Origin of the sequence: Aquihabitans sp. McL0605 (assembly GCF_049993875.1) — a bacterium.
Lineage (GTDB): Bacteria > Actinomycetota > Acidimicrobiia > Acidimicrobiales > Iamiaceae > Aquihabitans.
Genome location: NZ_CP188252.1, coordinates 524,724 through 541,880, shown reverse-complemented (window position 1 = coordinate 541,880; position 17,157 = coordinate 524,724). Strand labels below are relative to the sequence as shown.

At 73.2% G+C, this 17,157-nt stretch carries 20 protein-coding genes and 1 pseudogene; 10 read left to right on the top strand and 11 right to left on the bottom strand.

Translation table 11 applies throughout. The features are described 5' to 3' along the window. Positions 1–3 precede the first annotated feature (3 nt). Entirely contained in the window at positions 4–891 is an 888-nt protein-coding gene (locus ACPPVX_RS02500; RefSeq protein WP_426573305.1) for a helix-turn-helix domain-containing protein, read from the bottom strand. Positions 892–992: 101 nt separating this feature from the next. Here ACPPVX_RS02500 and ACPPVX_RS02495 point away from each other — a divergent pair, with 101 nt between their 5' ends. From ACPPVX_RS02495 to ACPPVX_RS02465, 7 genes and pseudogenes are all read left to right on the top strand, one after another. Beyond that, positions 993–1,544 (top strand): YceI family protein, encoded by a 552-nt coding sequence (locus ACPPVX_RS02495; RefSeq protein WP_426573304.1) that lies wholly within the window; start codon positions 993–995, stop codon positions 1,542–1,544. 63 nt (positions 1,545–1,607) lie between these two features. Continuing rightward, positions 1,608–3,725, top strand: a complete 2,118-nt coding sequence (locus ACPPVX_RS02490; protein ID WP_426573303.1) for a RecQ family ATP-dependent DNA helicase — start codon at positions 1,608–1,610, stop codon at positions 3,723–3,725. A gap of 17 nt (positions 3,726–3,742) precedes the next feature. Further along, a pseudogene (locus ACPPVX_RS02485) lies at positions 3,743–4,336 on the top strand (HAD family hydrolase); the annotation flags it as partial. Between the two features lie 78 nt (positions 4,337–4,414). Then, on the top strand, positions 4,415–5,077 hold the full coding sequence (locus tag ACPPVX_RS02480; RefSeq protein WP_426574980.1) for a TrmH family RNA methyltransferase: 663 nt from the start codon (positions 4,415–4,417) through the stop codon (positions 5,075–5,077). A 48-nt stretch (positions 5,078–5,125) separates the two neighbouring features. After that, positions 5,126–5,881, top strand: coding sequence for a hypothetical protein (locus ACPPVX_RS02475; RefSeq protein WP_426573302.1), 756 nt, complete (start codon positions 5,126–5,128; stop codon positions 5,879–5,881). 481 nt (positions 5,882–6,362) lie between these two features. Further along, positions 6,363–7,232: a mycothiol conjugate amidase Mca gene (mca, locus tag ACPPVX_RS02470; RefSeq protein ID WP_426573301.1), complete on the top strand. Its 870-nt coding sequence runs from the start codon at positions 6,363–6,365 to the stop codon at positions 7,230–7,232. Beyond that, a complete protein-coding gene (locus ACPPVX_RS02465; protein ID WP_426573300.1) occupies positions 7,232–7,615 on the top strand; it encodes an SCP2 sterol-binding domain-containing protein in 384 nt (127 codons plus the stop codon). The genes mca and ACPPVX_RS02465 overlap by 1 nt, the downstream gene beginning before the upstream one ends. Positions 7,616–7,650: 35 nt before the next feature. On the opposite strand, the gene ACPPVX_RS02460 is transcribed toward ACPPVX_RS02465, so the two are convergent. From ACPPVX_RS02460 to ACPPVX_RS02435, 6 genes are all read right to left on the bottom strand, one after another. Beyond that, positions 7,651–8,490 carry a polysaccharide deacetylase family protein gene (locus tag ACPPVX_RS02460; RefSeq protein ID WP_426573299.1) on the bottom strand — a complete coding sequence of 280 codons (840 nt, stop codon included), beginning with the start codon at positions 8,488–8,490 and terminating at the stop codon, positions 7,651–7,653. A gap of 21 nt (positions 8,491–8,511) precedes the next feature. Beyond that, positions 8,512–9,057 carry a thermonuclease family protein gene (locus tag ACPPVX_RS02455; RefSeq protein WP_426573298.1) on the bottom strand — a complete coding sequence of 182 codons (546 nt, stop codon included), beginning with the start codon at positions 9,055–9,057 and terminating at the stop codon, positions 8,512–8,514. A gap of 60 nt (positions 9,058–9,117) precedes the next feature. Then, positions 9,118–10,290 (bottom strand): steroid 3-ketoacyl-CoA thiolase, encoded by a 1,173-nt coding sequence (locus ACPPVX_RS02450; RefSeq protein WP_426573297.1) that lies wholly within the window; start codon positions 10,288–10,290, stop codon positions 9,118–9,120. 53 nt (positions 10,291–10,343) lie between these two features. Continuing rightward, positions 10,344–10,493 (bottom strand): hypothetical protein, encoded by a 150-nt coding sequence (locus ACPPVX_RS02445; RefSeq protein ID WP_426573296.1) that lies wholly within the window; start codon positions 10,491–10,493, stop codon positions 10,344–10,346. Positions 10,494–10,641: 148 nt separating this feature from the next. Further along, entirely contained in the window at positions 10,642–10,938 is a 297-nt protein-coding gene (locus ACPPVX_RS02440) for a Dabb family protein (RefSeq protein WP_426573295.1), read from the bottom strand. A 27-nt stretch (positions 10,939–10,965) separates the two neighbouring features. Then, complete coding sequence (locus tag ACPPVX_RS02435) at positions 10,966–11,724, bottom strand: SDR family oxidoreductase (protein WP_426573294.1); 759 nt, start codon at positions 11,722–11,724, stop codon at positions 10,966–10,968. 64 nt (positions 11,725–11,788) lie between these two features. Here ACPPVX_RS02435 and ACPPVX_RS02430 point away from each other — a divergent pair, with 64 nt between their 5' ends. Together ACPPVX_RS02430 and ACPPVX_RS02425 are read left to right on the top strand one after the other, a co-directional pair. After that, positions 11,789–12,667 (top strand): acyl-CoA thioesterase, encoded by an 879-nt coding sequence (locus tag ACPPVX_RS02430; protein ID WP_426573293.1) that lies wholly within the window; start codon positions 11,789–11,791, stop codon positions 12,665–12,667. Next, positions 12,664–13,629, top strand: coding sequence for an LLM class F420-dependent oxidoreductase (locus tag ACPPVX_RS02425; RefSeq protein WP_426573292.1), 966 nt, complete (start codon positions 12,664–12,666; stop codon positions 13,627–13,629). The genes ACPPVX_RS02430 and ACPPVX_RS02425 overlap by 4 nt, the downstream gene beginning before the upstream one ends. 57 nt (positions 13,630–13,686) lie before the next feature. Here the strand turns inward: ACPPVX_RS02425 and ACPPVX_RS02420 are convergent, their stop codons facing one another. Both ACPPVX_RS02420 and ACPPVX_RS02415 read right to left on the bottom strand, forming a co-directional pair. After that, positions 13,687–14,340, bottom strand: a complete 654-nt coding sequence (locus ACPPVX_RS02420) for a rhomboid family intramembrane serine protease (RefSeq protein ID WP_426573291.1) — start codon at positions 14,338–14,340, stop codon at positions 13,687–13,689. After that, complete coding sequence (locus ACPPVX_RS02415; protein WP_426573290.1) at positions 14,337–15,191, bottom strand: enoyl-CoA hydratase-related protein; 855 nt, start codon at positions 15,189–15,191, stop codon at positions 14,337–14,339. The genes ACPPVX_RS02420 and ACPPVX_RS02415 overlap by 4 nt, the downstream gene beginning before the upstream one ends. Before the next feature lie 71 nt (positions 15,192–15,262). Here ACPPVX_RS02415 and ACPPVX_RS02410 point away from each other — a divergent pair, with 71 nt between their 5' ends. Continuing rightward, positions 15,263–15,616, top strand: a complete 354-nt coding sequence (locus tag ACPPVX_RS02410) for a VOC family protein (RefSeq protein WP_426573289.1) — start codon at positions 15,263–15,265, stop codon at positions 15,614–15,616. Here the strand turns inward: ACPPVX_RS02410 and fabI are convergent. Continuing rightward, positions 15,613–16,395, bottom strand: coding sequence for an enoyl-ACP reductase FabI (fabI, locus tag ACPPVX_RS02405; protein ID WP_426573288.1), 783 nt, complete (start codon positions 16,393–16,395; stop codon positions 15,613–15,615). The two genes, ACPPVX_RS02410 and fabI, sit on opposite strands and share 4 nt — an antisense overlap. 33 nt (positions 16,396–16,428) lie before the next feature. Further along, the gene (locus tag ACPPVX_RS02400) at positions 16,429–17,157 is read right to left on the bottom strand and encodes a hypothetical protein (RefSeq protein WP_426573287.1); all 729 of its coding nucleotides are present in this window, start codon (positions 17,155–17,157) and stop codon (positions 16,429–16,431) included.

The following is a 17,157-nucleotide window of genomic DNA, read 5'->3' as shown; positions in this document are numbered from 1 at the left end:
GCGTCAGGGCTCGCCCACCACCCGGAGCTGGGCGGGGCTCATCGGCTGCTCGGCGGCCACCAGGTGGCGCAGCGCGCCGGCGGTGGCGTCGTCGGCGGGCAGCCAGGCGATGAGGCGGTGCTCGTGATCGGCCAGGCCCAGGGTCTCGAACGCGAGGCGCAGCTCGCCGGCACCGGGGTGGACGAGGCGCTTGGGGCCGCGCCGCTTCTCGGCCACCGGGTGGGTGGCCATGCGGTCCGTGAAGGCGGGCAGCGGGGTGAGCAGATCGACCACGGCGGCGTAGCGGGGGTGATCGCCCCAGCGCAGCGAGGCGGCGTGGAGCGTGCTCACCTGCGAGTCGGCGGCCTGGTCCCAGTCGGCGTAGATCGTCGGGGCGTCGGGGTGCAGGAACACGTGGTGGGCGAGGTTGGTGTGGTCGGCGAGGCCGAGCGGCTCCACCAGCGTGCGCCAGGCCCGGTTCGAGGCGACGACATCGTTGAGCGGGTCGACCACGAAGGCAGGGCTGGGGTCGAGCTGGTCGAGCAGCAGGTGCACGGTGGGGGCGACGTCGTCGACCAGCGGGGGCACGGCCGGGCACATCTCGCTGTTGGGGCCGGCGTGGGCCGCCAGCCGGAACAGGTGCATCCGCTGGTCTTCATCGAGCTGGAGGGCCACGGCCAGGGCGGTGAGCACCGAGGCCGACGGGTTGGTGTCGCGGCCCTGCTCGATGCGGACCAGGTAGTCGATGCTGACGCCGGCCAGGGTGGCCACCTCTTCGCGCCGGAGGCCGGGGGTGCGGCGGCGCCCGGTGGCTCGCAGGCCCACGTCGGCCGGTGCCAGCTGCTCGCGCCGGGTGCGCAGGAAGTCGGCGAGCGTCGGCGTCGGCGACGGCGACGGCGTGGTGGCAGGCACGGGTCCAGTGTGCCAGCGCGCCCGGCGGATCAGCCTGGCCCTGCCGCTACCAGGATCGAGCCGGTCTTCTTGCGGGGGCGGGGGCGGCGCACGCTGCTCCCATGACCACCAACAGCACCGCCCCCACCACCACGCTTCCCCTCCAGCCCGGCACCTGGGCGCTCGATCCGGCCCACTCGGCCGTGAGCTTCACGATCCGCCACCTCGGCGTCTCCAAGGTCCGCGGCCGCTTCGGCGCCTTCACCGCCGACGTCGTCATCGGCGAGACGCTCGCCACCACCAGCGTCACCGCGGTGATCCAGGTGGCCTCGGTGAGCACCGGCCACCCCGATCGCGACGCCCACGTCCTGGCCGACGACATGGTCGACGTGGCGCTCCGCCCCACGCTCACCTTCCGCTCCACCTCGATCTCGGGCTCCGGCGACGACTGGGAGGTGGTGGGCGACCTCACGATCGGCGAGGTCACCAACCCCGTCACCCTCGCCGTGGAGCTGGGCGGCATCCAGGAGTTCCCGGGCGGCCCCCGTCACGCCGGGTTCGAGGCCACCACCCAGATCCGGCGCCAGGACTTCGGCCTCATGCCGGCCATCCCCGGCGCCATGCTCGGCGACGTCATCAAGATCGAGCTCGACCTCCAGCTCCTGGAGCCGTGAGCCCGGGCGCCGGGACCGGCGCACCGGGCTTCGTTGTCAGAGGGGAGTGGGAGGATGCAGGCCATGTCCTCCACCGCCGATCCCGCCGTGTCCGACCCGCCGCAGGTCGATCCGGAGCTCGCGGCTGCTGCCCAGGCGGTGCTCGAGGAGCTGGCTGGTCCCGGGGCCGAGCTGCGGGGGGATCAGCTGGCGGCCATCGACGCCCTGGTGAGCCACCACCAGCGGGTGCTGCTCGTCCAGGCCACGGGATGGGGAAAGTCGGCCGTCTACTGGATCGCCACCCAGCTGCTGCGCCGACGAGGTGCGGGGCCCACCCTGGTCGTCTCGCCGCTCCTCGCCCTGATGCGCAACCAGGTGGCCGCCGCTCGCAAGGCGGGCATCCGGGCCGCCACCATCAACTCCGCCAACATCGACGACTGGCACGAGATCGAGCAGCAGATCGCCGCCGACCAGGTCGACGTGCTGCTCATCTCGCCCGAGCGGTTGAACAACCCGCGCTTCCGGTCCGACGTGCTCCCGTCGCTGGCGGCGGCGGTCGGACTGCTCGTGATCGACGAGGCGCACTGCATCTCCGACTGGGGCCACGACTTCCGTCCCGACTACCGCCGCATCGCCGACGTCCTCGCCGGGCTCGGGGCCGAGGTGCCCGTGCTCGCGGCCACGGCCACGGCCAACCAGCGCGTCGAAGGCGATGTCGCGGCCCAGATCGGCACCAGCACGGTCACGTTCCGGGGCTCGCTCGACCGGCCCAGCCTCCACCTCTCCGTGGTGCGGCTCGACACCTCGGCCGAGCAGCTGGCGTGGATCACCGCCTTCGCCGCCGAGCGGCAAGGTCCGGGGCTCGTCTACTGCCTCACCGTGTCGGAGGCCGAGCGGGTGGCGGCCTACCTGGCCGATCACGCCGTGCGGGCGGTGGCGTACACCGGGTCCACCCCGGCGGCCGAGCGCGAGCGGATCGAGGCCTCGCTCGACGACGGCTCGGTCTCGTGCGTGGTGGCCACCTCGGCGCTGGGCATGGGGTACGACAACCCCAACCTCGCGTACGTCGTGCACCTCGGATCGCCGTCGTCGCCCATCGCCTACTACCAGCAGGTGGGCCGAGCCGGCCGCGGGCGGATCAGCGCCGAGGTGGTGCTGCTGCCCACCACCGCCGAGGAGCGGATCTGGGCGTACTTCGACAGCACGTCCATGCCACCCCGCTCCACGGTGGCCGAGGTCCTCGCGGTCCTCCAACGGAACGGGCCCTGCTCGCTCCCCACGCTCGAATCGATGGTCAACCTCCGCCGCGGCCGCCTCGAAGCGCTGCTCAAGATCCTCGATGTCGACGGCGTGGTCGACCGCCAGGGCTCCGATTGGGTCCGGACCGACCTTCCGTGGGAGCACGACGAGGAGCGGTACCGGGCGCTGGCCGCCTCGCGCGCCGCGGAGCAGGAGGCCATGCGGGCGTACCAGCGCACCGAGGGGTGCCGGCTCCGGTTCCTCCGCGAGCAGCTCGATGATGCCGGCGCCGCCGACTGCGGTCGCTGCGACCGCTGCACCGGCCAGGCTCCGCACGTCGCGCTCGACCCGGCCGACGTGGCGGGAGCGGTCGCCTTCTTCCGCGGCGCGCAGGTCGCCATCGAGCCGCGCAAGCAGTGGCCGCGCCTGTTCGAGGGCCGCAAGGGCAACATCAAGCCGGAGCTGCGAGCCGAGGAGGGGAGGGCGCTGGCGTTCGGCACCGACCCGGGCTGGTCCGAGCACCTCGCCCCGCTGTTCGGCGCGCCCGACGCCCCACCCACCGACGAGCTCGTGCGCGGCGTCGCCGCTGCCCTCAAGGCCTGGCCGTGGGGGCGGCGGCCCACCTGGGTCACGTGGGTCCCCTCCCGCACCCGGCCCCAGCTCGTCGGCGGCCTCGCCGCCCGCATCGCCGACATCGGATCGATGGAGCTGGTGGAGGCGGTGGTCCGCATCCGCGGCGATGCGCCACCGCAGGATCAGATGGACAACTCGGCCACCCAGGCCGCCAACGTGCTCGACGCGTTCTCGTTCGGCCGGACCGATGGCCAGCCGCTGCCTGCCGGCCCCGGTCTCGTGTTCGACGACGCCCTCCGCTCGGGTTGGACGATGGCTGTCGTGGCCGAGGGCCTCCGCGCCGCCGACGCCGGGCTCATCCTCCCGTGCGTCCTCTGGCGCCGCCCCTGACCCCTACGGTGGCGCCGATGCCGGTGCGCTGCGTGGCCTTCGATGCCGACGACACCCTCTGGGACTTCACCACCACCATGCGCCAGGCCCTGGCGCTGGCCATCGACGCCGCGCACGCAACCGGCCCCCCGGCCACCCGTGGCCTCACGGTGGATGACCTGGTGCACCGCTTCGATGCCCTCTACGTCGACCATGCGGCCAGCACGAAGCCCGGCATCCACATCGCCAGCCTCCGCCCGCGTTCGTTCGCCCTGGCCCTGTCCGACCTCGGCATCGACGACCCTGCCCTGGTGGAGCGCATGGCCGAGACCTACTTCGTCCACCGCCACGGCGGACTCCTCCTGTTCGACGAGATCCGCGAGGTGCTCGCCGACCTGGCCCAGCACCACGTGCTCGGCCTCGTCACCAACGGCAACACCGACGCCGAGCGCAGCGGCCTGCCCGGCGTCTTCGACTTCCGCCTCGCGGCCGACGACATCGGCCGGCGCAAGCCCGACCCGCGCCTGTTCCACATGGCAGCAGCCGCCGCCGGGTGCCACCCCCGCGAGCTCGTCTACGTCGGCGACCACCCGGGCAACGACGTCGCCGCGCCGCAGGCAGCCGGGTGCCGGGGGGTGTGGCTCAACCGCACCGGCGCACCCGTGCCCCGCGGTCTGGTGCCCGACGCCACCATCGCCAGCCTCGCCGAGCTGCCGGCGGTGCTGGCCCGCTTCGACGCCGAGGAGGCCGCGGCCGGCACCGTCGGGGTGGGCCCGCACCCCCAGCCGTGGCCCACCGACGAGCGGCTCGACCGGGAGCTGCTCGCCCACGGCGATCGCCGCAACGTGGTCGACGGCTACCGGTACTGGACCGAGGCCGCCATCGTCGCCGACCTCGACGCTCGCCGGCAGCCGTTCCACGTCGCCGTCGAGAACTGGCAGCACGATCTCAACATCGGCACGGTGGTCCGCAACGCCAACGCCTTCAACGCGGCCGGGGTCCACATCATCGGCAAGCGGCGCTGGAACCGGCGCGGCGCCATGGCCACCGACCGGTACCTCTCGGTGACCCACCACGAGACGGTCGACGGCTTCGTCTCGTGGGCCCGCGATGCGGGGCTGACCGTGGTGGGGATCGACAACCTCCCTGGCGCGGTGCCGATCGATGCCCGGCCCCTGCCGGAGCGGGCGGTCCTGGTCTTCGGCCAAGAGGGCCCGGGCCTGTCGGCGGAGATGGCCGCAGCCTGCACGGTGATCTGCGAGATCACCCAGCAGGGGTCGACCCGGTCGCTCAACGCCGGCGTGGCGTCGGGGATCGCGATGTACGCGTGGACGCGGTCGCACGGCGGAGAAGGCCCTGGCAGCACGTCCTGAGCCTCGGCCGCTTGGCTCCACAAGGGTCCGGTTCCGTAGGTTCTACAGGTGGCCAACGATCGCAGCTCCAGCAAGCAGAAGCGCGCCCGGCAGAACCGGGCCCAGCGCGAGGCGCGAGAAGCGCGGGCGAAGGCCGCCTCGGAGCCGGCGTCGGCGCGCCAGGCCAAGTACGCATCGGCGGCTCCCGGGGCCACCACCACCGAGACCAAGAAGCAGGGGTTCCTGTCGCCGCGCGGCCAAGGGGCGGCCCGCGAGCCCCGTCGGGCCCGGCCCGGCGACACGCCTGTCGACCTCGACACCCTCGAAGGCAACTGGTACTCGAAGCGGATGCAGGTGCCCGGCGGCCGCCAGGTCCTGACCGGCCTCCTGCTGGTGGTGATCCTCACGGTGCTCACCATCTTGTCGCCGGTCCCGATCGCCAAGCAGGACCAGGTCAAGGGCGGGCCCACCACCGAGTCGGTGTTCGACCGCCTCGGGGCGTTCACGATCCCGGTCCTGCTCCTGCCGGTCATCGCCATGGCGATCGCCGCCTACTTCATCACCTCGCCCCGCCGGCGCGGCATCTGGATCGCCTGCGCGGTGGTGTCCACCGCGGGCGTCACCTTCCTCGGCATCCCCTACATCTTCCCGGTCGGCTTCCTCGTCTACGCCGGCATGCGGGCCAACAAGGTCGAAGGCCCCAACCCCAACTCGCGGGCCGGCCGCGCCGCCCGCAGGGCGGCCGAGGCCACCGGGATCCCCACCGTCGACCCGGCGCCCAAGCCCGTCGACGAGGCGCCCGAGCCCGTCGACGACGCCGACTGACGCTCGCTCGCGGGCGGCTCCGCAGGCCAGCGGGGGAACAGCCGTTCCCCTTGACGCGCCCCCGCTCCTGAGGGAAGGTGGCAGTGCGTCCGGACGGCACGTCCGGCAGCACGGAAGACCAGTCGCCACTCAGTTCGTGAGGAGGTGTGGACACACCGTGAAGCTCACCGACCACCTGGAGCGTTCGCCCCCGGGCTGACGCCGTCAGGCACCCCGGCCGACGAGGGCGGCACTGCCACCCGTTCCCATCGCGGACCGCGGATGCGCTTCGGAGTCGACGCCTCGAGCGTCCTCCCCGCTCGCCACCGGGCCCGTCCACACATGCGGCGGGAGTGGTCCCGCCCCTTCGTCGGCATACCCAGAACATCCCGTCGGCCATCCGCTCCACCCGCGGATCGTCGGCGGGATGTTCGTGGTTTTCCCCGGCTTCTGCCCGCTGACCGTCGCGAGGTGGCCGCTCCTGCCGGTACCGTTGCTCGCCGTGACCGCCGAACTCCGCCTGCTGAGCATCCACGCCCATCCCGACGACGAGGCCTCCAAGGGTGCGGCCACCGTCGGCAAGTACGTCGCCCAGGGGGTCGAGGCCACGTTGGTGTGCTGCACCGGCGGCGAGGCCGGATCGATCCTGAACCCGGCGATGGACCGCCCCGAGATCATCGAGAACATGGCGGACGTGCGCCGGGCCGAGCTCGACCGCTCGGCCGAGGCCATCGGGTTCTCCGAGGTGGTCATGCTCGGGTACCGAGACTCCGGCATGCCCGACTCGCCCGAGAACGCCGACCCGCGCGCCTTCGCGAACGCACCCGAGGCGGAGGCGGTCGAGCGCCTCGTGCGCATCATCCGCCGTGCGCGTCCGCAGGTCATCCTCACCTACGGCGACGAGCAGACCGGCTACCCCCACCCCGACCACCTCCGGGTGCACGACATCTCGATCATCGCCTGGGACGCGGCGGGCGATCCCGAGCAGTACCCCGACGCCGGTCCGGCCTGGACGCCGTCGAAGCTCTACTACTCCACGTGGGCGCGGTCGCGCTTCACCGCCCTCCACCAGGCGTTCCTCGACAACCAGCTCGAGTCGCCGTTCGACCAGAAGTGGTTCGACCGTCCGTCGCAGGACCACAAGATCACCACCCGGATCGACATCACCGGCTACTACCCGATCCGCAGCGCCGCGCTGCGGGCCCACGCCACCCAGATCGACCCTGAGGAGCGCTTCTGGTTCGGACTCTCCGACGAGGTCGCCGAGGCCGCCTACCCCTTCGAGGACTTCGAGCTGGCCTTCAGCCGGGTTCCCAGCGACGTGCCCGAGGACGACCTGTTCGCCGGCCTGCGCGCAGGGGTCGACGCCTGATGGCGGCCTACCTGAGCGCCGACTGGGCCGCCGCCCCCTCCGATGCCGCCGCCGAGGCCTACGCCACCACCGGCGCCACGCTCTCGATCGGCCGGATCGTGTCGGGGGCGCCTGACGGCGAGGTGCGCTTCACGGCCAAGGTGGCCGACGGCGCCGTGTCGTACGAGCCCGGCGTCGACGATGCGGTCGACGTCACGTTCACCGACACGTATCCCAACGCCTTGGCCATCGTGCAGGGCGAGCTCGACCCCAACGCCGCCTTCATGCGCGGCCAGACCAAGGTGACCGGCAGCACCGGTCGCCTGCTCGATGTGCTCGCGGCCACGGGCACCGAGCGCTACGAGCAGGTGCGGGCGGCGCTGGCGGCCACGGTCGAGGCCTGAGCGCCGGAACGACGGAACGACTGAGCGACCGACGCTCAGGCCGTGACGGTCTGCTGGAGGGTGCGCAGCGCCCGGTAGCCCACCCGTTCGATCCCGTGGCGCGAGAGCGCCGCGGGCAGGTTGGTGTCGAAGCAGATCAGGTGGTGGTCGTCGACGCGGTTGGTCCAGGCGCTGTCGAACGCCCGCTGCTCGGGCGTGTCGATGGCGGGGTGGACGTGGAGCTCGGTGACGCCGGCGGGCAGGTCGGCGATGGCGGACTCGATGGCCTGCCGGCTGCCGACGGTGGGCACGTGCACGAAGTGGTCGGGGAACAGCACGCCCTCGGAGGTGGCGAGGTTGCGGAACGGGAACCCGATGGCCCGCTCGGTGGACGCATCGGACAGGCGGACCGGCAGGCAGAACTCGACGGCGAGATCGAGGTAGATGTCGAAGAACTCCGGTCGGAGCTGCAGGGCACCGAGGTGGGAGTCGAGGTGGGTGACGTCGAAGCCCCAGAGGATGGCCCGCTCGATCTGCGAGCGCAGCTCGCGACGCGACTCGTCGAGGTCGGCGTGGTCCCAGAGGTCGCCGACCGTGCGGGGGAAGCCGCCATCGCCGTCGAGCAGGGAGGGCGCGTGGGTGATCGGGCCCCAGCGGTAGCGGTCGTACTCGGAGTTCAGCGTGAGGTGGACCCCGATGTCCTCGCCCCGGTACTGGAAGGCGGCCTCCCGGGCCCACGGCGCCGGGACCATGATCGACGCGCTGGTGGCGAGCCCGTCTCGCAGTGCCTCGAAGGTGCCGGCGTTGGCCGCGTGGCTGAGGCCGAGGCCGTCGGCGTTGATGATCACCAACCGGGCCTCGGCGCTGTACCCCAGGCGTTCCGCGAGCTCGGTCATCGGGCTGCACGCTATCGCCGGTCATCCCGGAGGCGGGCACGTCGACCACAGGCCCCGACCCGCGGCCCGGGCGGCGGCCGAGGTGGCGGCCAGGTCGGCGCGGTGGGCGGTGTTGGGCTCGATCGACAGCACGCGGGCGTAGCCGTCGGCCACGAGCGACCGGTTCACGAAGAGCCCATCGGCCGCCCGCCACAGGTACACGAGCAGGCGCCCGTAGCGGTCCCGCGCTTCGCGGTCTCGCTGCACGAGGACGGCGGTGCCCGGCGCCAGCAGGTCCTTGGTGCGCGCCGAGGCCTCGGGGCCGAAGCACTGGACCGGCGTGTTGGGCTTCACCGTCTCGGGCGTGTCGATCCCGAGGAGGCGGGCGCGCTCGTGCCCGCCCCCGGCGAGCATGAGGTCGACCGTGTCGCCGTCGACGACGTGGGTGACCGTGGCGCGCCCACCCCTCCCGCCGCCGGGGATGGCGACGGTGCCGGCGCGGGCCGGGTGGGTGCAGGCGGTGGTGCTGAGGGCGACGGCTGCGCCCAGCAGGGCGAGCGCGGTGCGCTGGAGGAGGCGCGACGACATGGCGGATCCGATCGACGATGGAAGATCGGCGGCCGCGGGGCCGCGAGGGGAGCGGGCTGGCTAGAGCCGTTCGATGATGGTGCCGGTGCCGATGCCGCCGCCGCAGCACATGCTCACCAGGCCGTACCGGCCGTCGGTGCGCTCGAGCTCGTGCAGGGCCTTGGTGAGGAGGATGGCGCCGGTGCCGCCGAGCGGGTGGCCGAGGGCGATGGCCCCGCCGTTGGGGTTGACCTTCTCCATGGGCACCTCGAGCTCCTTGGCCCAGGCGAGGACCACGGAGGCGAAGGCCTCGTTGATCTCGAAGGTGTCGATGTCGGAGATGGTGAGCCCGGTGCGGCCGAGGAGGCGCTGGGTGGCATCGATGGGGCCGGTGAGCATCAGCACCGGGTCGACGCCGACGAGGCAGGTGTCGACCACCCGGGCGCGGGCCTTGAGGCCGAGCTCGTCGGCCTTCTCCCGGGTCATGAGGACCAGGGCGGCGGCGCCGTCGGAGATCTGCGACGAGGACCCGGCGGTGTGCACGCCGTCCTCACGGGCGACGGCCTTGAGCGTCTGGAGCTTCTCGAGCGTGGTCTCGCGGAGGCCCTCGTCTCGGGAGACGGTGTGGGTGGTGCCGGTGGGCTTGCCCTCGTCGTCGACGTCGGGCGCCTCGATCGGGACGATCTGGGTCTCGAAGCGGCCCTCGGCCCAGGCCTGGGCGGCGAGCTGCTGGGAGCGGAGGCCGAACGCATCGGCGTCGTCTCGGGTGATGCCCCACTTGTCGGCGATGCGCTCGGCGCCCTCGAACTGGGACGTGAACTCGTACTGCCCGAAGTACGACTTGGGGATCGGTCGGCCGTAGTCGCCCTTGGCGTTGGAGCCGATGGGCACCCGGCTCATGGACTCGACGCCGCACGCCATCGCCACGTCGACCACGCCGCCGGCGACCAGCGCGGTGGCCAGGCCGGTGGCCTGCTGCGACGACCCGCACTGGGTGTCGACCGTGGTGGCGGCCACGCCCATCGGGAGGCCGGCCGAGAGCCAGGCGGTGCGACCGATGTCGAACGCCTGCTCGCCCACCTGGCTGACGCAGCCGGCGACGACCTGCTCGATGACGGCCGGGTCGATCCCCGCCCGCTCGATGGCCGCGCGCTGCACCGCGGCCAGGGTGTCGGCGGGGTGGAGGGTGGACAGGCCGCCCTTGCGCTTCCCGACGGGCGTGCGGACGGCTTCGACGATCACGACTTCAGACATGGGAGCAGCGTAGACCCGAACTTGACCGGCCGGTCAAGTGCCTGGGGCTCGGATCAGGCCGCGGTCTTGCGGTCGGCGTCGGTGGGGCGGTGGGCGGCAAGTGCGGCCCGTGCCGATGCGATGCCGCGCCGGCCGGTCTCCTTGGTCTTGCGGTCCAGCTGCCAATCCTTCTTGGCGGGGATGAGGGTGAGCTGTCGTGCCATGGTGACATTCTCCGCAGGGGGTCTGACAGCGAAGCGATCATGCCGCTGACCTGCGGGTGTTGACCTCCACCAGGTGCAACGCCGTACACCTGTTCGATGTTCCCGGATCGGTTGCGGAACGCCGGGACCAGGGCCCCGAGGCCGCGGGTCAGGTGCGGTACTGGACCGACACGCGCTCGGCGACGATGGGCAGGACCAGGGCCTGGATGCGGGCCTGGTGCTCGGGATGGTCGCGGTAGGTGACGTAGGCCTCGGTGTCGGCGAAGTCGGCGCACACCGCGAAGTCCCACGACGCCTCGTTGAGGCCCAGGTCGGGACCGAGGCGGTAGTCGGCGATCTCGGGGATGAGCGCCGGGAGCTCCTGGAGCCCCTCGGCCATGGCCACCACCTGGTCGGTGGGGGTGTCGGGCTGGAACCGGAAGCAGACCACGTGGCGCATCGTCATGGCGCCGACCCTACCGAGCGGCCTGCGCTACTGGAGGCCCTGCGCGGCGCCGCCGTCGACGACCAGGGCCGCCCCGTTGATGAACCGGGCCTGGTCCGAGCAGAGGAACGCCACCACCGCCCCGAAGTCCTCGGGCCGCCCGACGGTCTGGGTGGGGACGGTGCGGGCCGCGCCCTCGACGTCGCCACCGTGGAGCGACAGCAGGCGGTCGGTGGCGTGAAGGCCGGGCTGGACGCTGTTGACGGTGATGCCGTGGCGGGCGATCTCGCCGGCCAGCGTCTTCAAGAAGCCCGTCACCCCGGCCCGGGCGGTGTTGGACAGGATCAGGCCGGCGACGGGCTGGCGGACGCTGTGGGACGTGATGGCGGTGATCCGGCCCCATCCCTGCGGCGTCATGGCGGGCACGGCGGCCTGGCACATCGCCACGGTCGAGAGCAGGTTCAGCTCGATGGCGGGGAGGTACGCCTCCATCGGGGTGGAGGCGAAGTTGCCGGGAGGCGGGCCGCCCGCGTTGGGCACCAGGATGTCGAGGCCGCCGAGCCCGTCGAGGGCCCGGTCGACGAACGAGGTGGCGCCGTCGACCGTGCCGACGTCGGCCACCAGCCCGACGTGGTCGCCCCCGTCGACGGCCGGGAGGGTGGCGAGCGCCGCTTCCACCCGGTCCGCGGTGCGACCGCAGATGGCCACGCGCACGCCGGCGCCGGCCAGCGCCTGCGCCGAGGCCAGCCCCAGGCCCGCCGTCGATGCCGCCACGGCGGCCCGCTTCCCACTGATCCCGAGGTCCATGGCGCCGACCCTACCGAGGCCCGTTGGGATCGGGCCCGGGGATCGCTCGCTAGGGTCGCTCCCCGTGGACGCACGCCATTTCCTGGGTCTCCAGCCCACGCACAACCCGCACCGCTGGCACTTCCCGGTCACCCCGGGGCTCTCGACGGGCGGCGGCTTCTTGTTCGGAGGCTGCGGGCTGGCCGCGGCCATCGCTGCGCTCGAAGGCACCACCGGTCGCCCGCTCGTGTGGGCCACGGCCCAGTACCTGTCGTACGCCAAGCCCGGCTCGGTGGTCGATGTCGACGTGACCATCGCCGTGTCGGGGCGCAACAGCACGCAGGCCCGCGCCGTCGGCCACGTCGCCGACACCGAGATCTTCACGGTCAACGCGGCGCTCGGATCGCGAGACCTCGACATCGACAAGACCTTCGTCGCCCCGCTCGACGTGCCCGGCCCCGACGACTGCGATCCCCGCCCGCTCCGCGTGCCGGGCGAGGAGTCGATCATGAGCCGGATCGACCTGCGCCTGGCCAGCGCCAAGGCGTGGGAGGACCTGTTCGGGAGCCCGGCCCCCGGCGGCCGCTCGGCCCTGTGGGCCCGCATCCCGGACATGCTCGAGCCGTCGGCCGCCGCGCTGGCCATCCTCGGCGACTACGTGCCGTTCGGCATCGGCCAGTCGCTCGGGGCGTTCGCCGGGGGCAACTCGCTCGACAACACCCTGCGCGTCATCAAGATCGTCCCCACCGAGTGGGTGCTGCTCGACATCCAGGTCGACGGCATCGCCAACGGGTTCGGCCACGGCACCGTCCGGCTCTACGCCCAGGACGGCACGCTCATGGCCACGGCGAGCCAGTCGACCATCGTCCGCTTCTGGCAGGGTGAGGTGCCCGGCACCGAGGCGGCTGCCCAGCACACCGCCGCCGCTGCCGCCGACGCTGTCCCCACCGAGGAGCCGACATGACCTACCAGGGCTACGGGATGACCATCCCCTTCATGGGCGTCCCGCTCCACGAGCAGGGCGACTGGATCCGCGAGCTGGCCGACCTCGGGTACACCGACGTGTGGTCGAGCGAGGCCGACGGTGCCGACGGGTTCACCCCGCTGGCGCTGGCATCGGTGTGGGCGCCGTCGCTGCGCCTCGGATCGGCCATCGTCCCGGCGTTCACCCGCGGGCCGGCCACCATGGCGCAGTGCGTGGGTGCGCTGGCCGATGCCGCTCCGGGCCGCGTCGCCTTCGGCATCGGGACGTCGTCCAACGTGATCGTCGAGCGGTGGAACGACATCCCGTTCGACGAGCCGTACAAGAAGACGCGCGACATGGTCCGGTTCCTGCGCACCGCGCTCACCGGCGAGAAGGTCAAGGCCGACTACGACACGTTCTCGGTCAACGGGTTCAAGCTCGCCGCCGTGCCGCAGCAGCAGCCCAAGATCCTGATCGCCGCCCTGCGGCAGGGGATGCTGCGGCTGGCCGGGGCCGAGGGCGACGGCGCCATCGTGAACTGGCTCGGCGCCGACGACGTCCCCACCGTCACCCCGTTCGTCCACGAGGGCGGCGCCGACAAGGAGGTGGTCGCCCGGATCTTCGTGGCCCCCACCACCGACGCCGCCCTGGTGCGCGACTGGGGCCGCCGCCTCATCGCCGCCTACCTCACGGTCCCCGTGTACGCCGAGTTCCACCGCTGGATGGGCCGCGGCGAGGTGCTCCAGCCCATGTGGGACGCCTGGGCGGCCGGCGACCGCAAGGCGGCGCTCGAGCACATCCCCGACGACCTCGTCGACACGCTGATCGTCCACGGTTCGCCCGAGGCGTGCCGCGAGCACATCGGTCGCTACCAGGCCAACGGCATCACCACACCCGCGCTGGCGATCCTCCCGTTCGGCCTCGATCAGCGCCAGGCGATCCGCGACCTCGCCCCTCGCTGACCGCTTCCAGGTCCCGGCGCGGCCTGGTGCGGCGGCGGTCCGGCGGCGAGGTGCGGCTCAGATCGACCCACCGCTCGGGGTGGCGGAGGTGTCGTCGGGGGCGTCGGGATCGTGGCCGCGACCGTGGATCACCCACGCCGCCAGAACGCCGCCGATGGCGCCGAAGACGTGGCCCTGCCACGAGATGCCGGGGCGGGGGAGCAGGCCCCACAGGATGCTCCCGTAGAAGAACAGCACGACGAGGCCGAGGATGATCTGGCCGAGGTGGCGCTGGAACACGCCGCGGGTCACGAGGTACGTGAGGTAGCCGAAGACCAGACCGCTGGCCCCGATGTGGACCGTGTGCGCCGGGCCGACCAGCCACGTGCCCAGCCCGGCCACCAGCCCGACGATGACCGTCACCTCGAGGAACCGCCTGAGGCCGCTGGCAGCGATGACGCAGCCGAGGACGAGGAACGGGATGGTGTTGCCGATCAGGTGCCCGAAGCCGTCGTGCAGGAACGGCGCGAACACGATGCCCGGCAGCCCGCGCACCTGGCGGGGCCGGATGCCCCACCGGTCGAGGTTCGTGTGGGGGAGCAGGTCGACGAGCTCGACCGCCCACATGACCGCCACCAGGGCGGCGACCACCAGGAAGGGCCGGGCCGCGGCGGCGCCGTCGAACCCACCGTCGGTGCCGTCGGTCGGCGAGACCGGGCCGTCGGTGGTCACAGCCGCGGGCCCGGGCCGGCGGGCAGGTCGGCGAACGCTGGCGGCCGGCGAGCCATCCACGCGGCCACGCCCTCGGCGTAGTCGGCGCCGGCGATGGTCTCGTCGAGGAGCCGCTCGGACGTGGCCACCGACTGGCCGACGTCGCGGTGGAGGTCGGCGTACAGCTGGGCCTTCGCCAGGGCGGCCGATGCCGGCGACACCTCGGTGGCCACGGCCCGGGCCCAGTTGAGCGCGGCGGGCAGCACGTCGGCGGCCGGGAGCGATCGGTTGGCCAGGCCCATGCGCTCGGCCTCGGGCCCGCGCACGACCCGGCTCGAGATGAGGAGGTCGGCGGCGTGGCCGGTGCCGACGAGGCGGGGGAGCACCCACGACAGGCCGTACTCGGCGGGGAGCCCGAGGCGCGGCGCCGAGGTGGTGAGCTTGGCCTCGTCGGCCACGAACCGGAGGTCGCAGTAGCAGGCGAGCACCAGGCCCACGCCGGCCGCTGCACCGTTGACGGCGGCGACCACCGGGAACCGCAGCCCGTAGTGCCAGGCGAACGCGTGGTCGTACTCGGTCCGCACGCCGTGCCCGGGCGTGGCCGGCTCAGGCGGGAGCCCGCGGTCGTAGCCCCCGGCGGCCACGTGGCCCTCGAGCGCCGAGGTGTCGGCGCCGGCGCAGAACGCCCGGCCGGCGCCGGTGACCACCGCGGCGCGCACGGTGGGGTCGGCCTCGAGGCGGGCGAACACCTCCAGGTACTCGGTGTGCATGCGCCCGGTCCAGGCGTTCATGCGGTCGGGGCGGTCGAGGGTGACGATGGCGACGCCGCCGTCGCGCTCCAGGCGGATCGTGCGCAGTTCGTCCAGCTCCATCGGCGCATGCTGCCACGGTGAGCGGCCCGTCCCCGGGTGCAGCCCCGCCGGCGCGGCGCGAGACTCGAATCATGCAGCCGCTCGGGATCCACCACGTGTCCATCAACGTCGACGACGTGCCCGCCGCCCTCGACTTCTACCTCGGCGTGCTGGGCCTGGTGGAGCGGACGGACCGGCCCGACTTCGGCTTCGACGGCGCCTGGCTCGACGCGGCCGGTCAGCAGATCCACCTGATCCATGCGCCCACGCCCCAGAACCTGGGCCAGCACCTCGCCCTGCAGGTAGCCGACCTGCCCGCCACGGTGGCCGAGCTGCGCAACAAGGACATCACCATCACCGACCCGTCACCCGTCGGGCCTGGCCTGCAGGCGTTCCTCAACGATCCGGCCGGCAACGCGGTCGAGATCTACCAGCTCGTCTCCTAGGACGGCCCGGCGGCGCCGACGGCGTGGACCCCGCCGTCGACGTGGACGATCTCCCCGGTGGTGGCGGGGAACCAATCGCTCAGAAGGGCCACCACGGCCTTGGCCGCCGGCTCCGGGTCGTCGACGTCCCATCCCAGCGGGGCCCGGTCCTGCCAGACGGCGTCGATCTGGCGGAAGCCGGGGATGCTGCGGGCCGCCACCGTGCGCAGCGGTCCGGCGGCGACGAGGTTGACGCGCACGCCCTGCGGGCCGAGGTCTCGGGCGAGGTACCGGCTCGCCGATTCCAGGCCGGCCTTGGCCACGCCCATCCAGTCGTAGGCGGGCCAGGCGACGGTGGCATCGAAGTCGAGCCCCACGATCGAGCTGCGGTCGGCCAGGACGGGCAGCACCGCCTTGGCCAGCGCGGGGAGCGACCACGTGGAGATCTGCAGGGCGGTGGCCACCTCGTCCCAGGTGGCCGCGAACAGGCCGTCGTCCTGGCCGAGGCAGGCCGCCGGCGCGTACCCGACCGCGTGCACGACACCGTCGAGGCGGCCGAAGCGCTCAGCGATCTGGGGGGCCAGCGCGTCGAGGTGCGCCTGGTCGGCCACATCGAGCTCGAGGATCGCGGGCTCGACGGGCAGCTTGCGGGCGGCCCGGCCGGTGGTGGCCAACGCCCGCCCGAAGGAGGTGAGGACCACGGTGGCGCCCTGCTCCTGGGCGACCCGGGCGCAGGTGAACGCGATGGAGGAGGGCGTCAGCACCCCGGTCACGAGGATCGTTCGTCGTTCGAGCAGCACCGGGACGATCATGCCCGACCGGCCCGCCAGGGATCAGGACCCGCCGGGTCGCCGTCCGGTGAGCTTGCGCCGCCGCTGGGAACCGCCGCCCGCGCCGGGAAGGACCGGCGGCGGCGCCAACGGGCCGCGGTGGCGGCCCGACAGGCTGGGCTCCGGGACCGGCTCCGGCGGAGCGGCGGGGGCCGGCGTGGCCTGCTCGGCATCCGCGGTGTGCAGGGCCCCCCATGCGGGGTCGGGCCCCAGCGCGCCGGTCTGCTCGATCTCGGCCAGGGCCGCGAGCAGGCGGCCGGGGTTCCATCCCAACCGGTCGCGCAGCTCGACCGCCGACGTCTCGCGCGCCAGGGCCACGACCACCGACCAGGCGTCGGTGCCGAGCGTGATCGACGAGGTGGAGCTGCCCTCGAGCTCGACGCGCCGATCCGACCACGGCGCGAGCGTCTGGTCGGCATGGGTCTTGGCGCGGGTCTCCATGAGCAGCGTCGCCGTCTCCCAGCGCCACGCGCCCCGGCCCGGGTGCTGGCCGAGCGGATCGTGGAAGTACCAGCCGCCGTCGGTGTCGAGCACGGCCGCCAGGAGGGCCACCACCTGCCGGCGGGCCGCGACCTCATCGGCGGTGGCGGGGTGCACGAGGGTGTCCTCGGCCACGTCGACGCCCGGCGCGGCTGCGTAGATGTGGCCCCCGTCGAGGTAGAAGGTGGCCGGCGCGGCGCCGTGGAACTCGATGGTGCCTGTGACCTGGTGCGCGTTGGCCTGCCGGAGCAC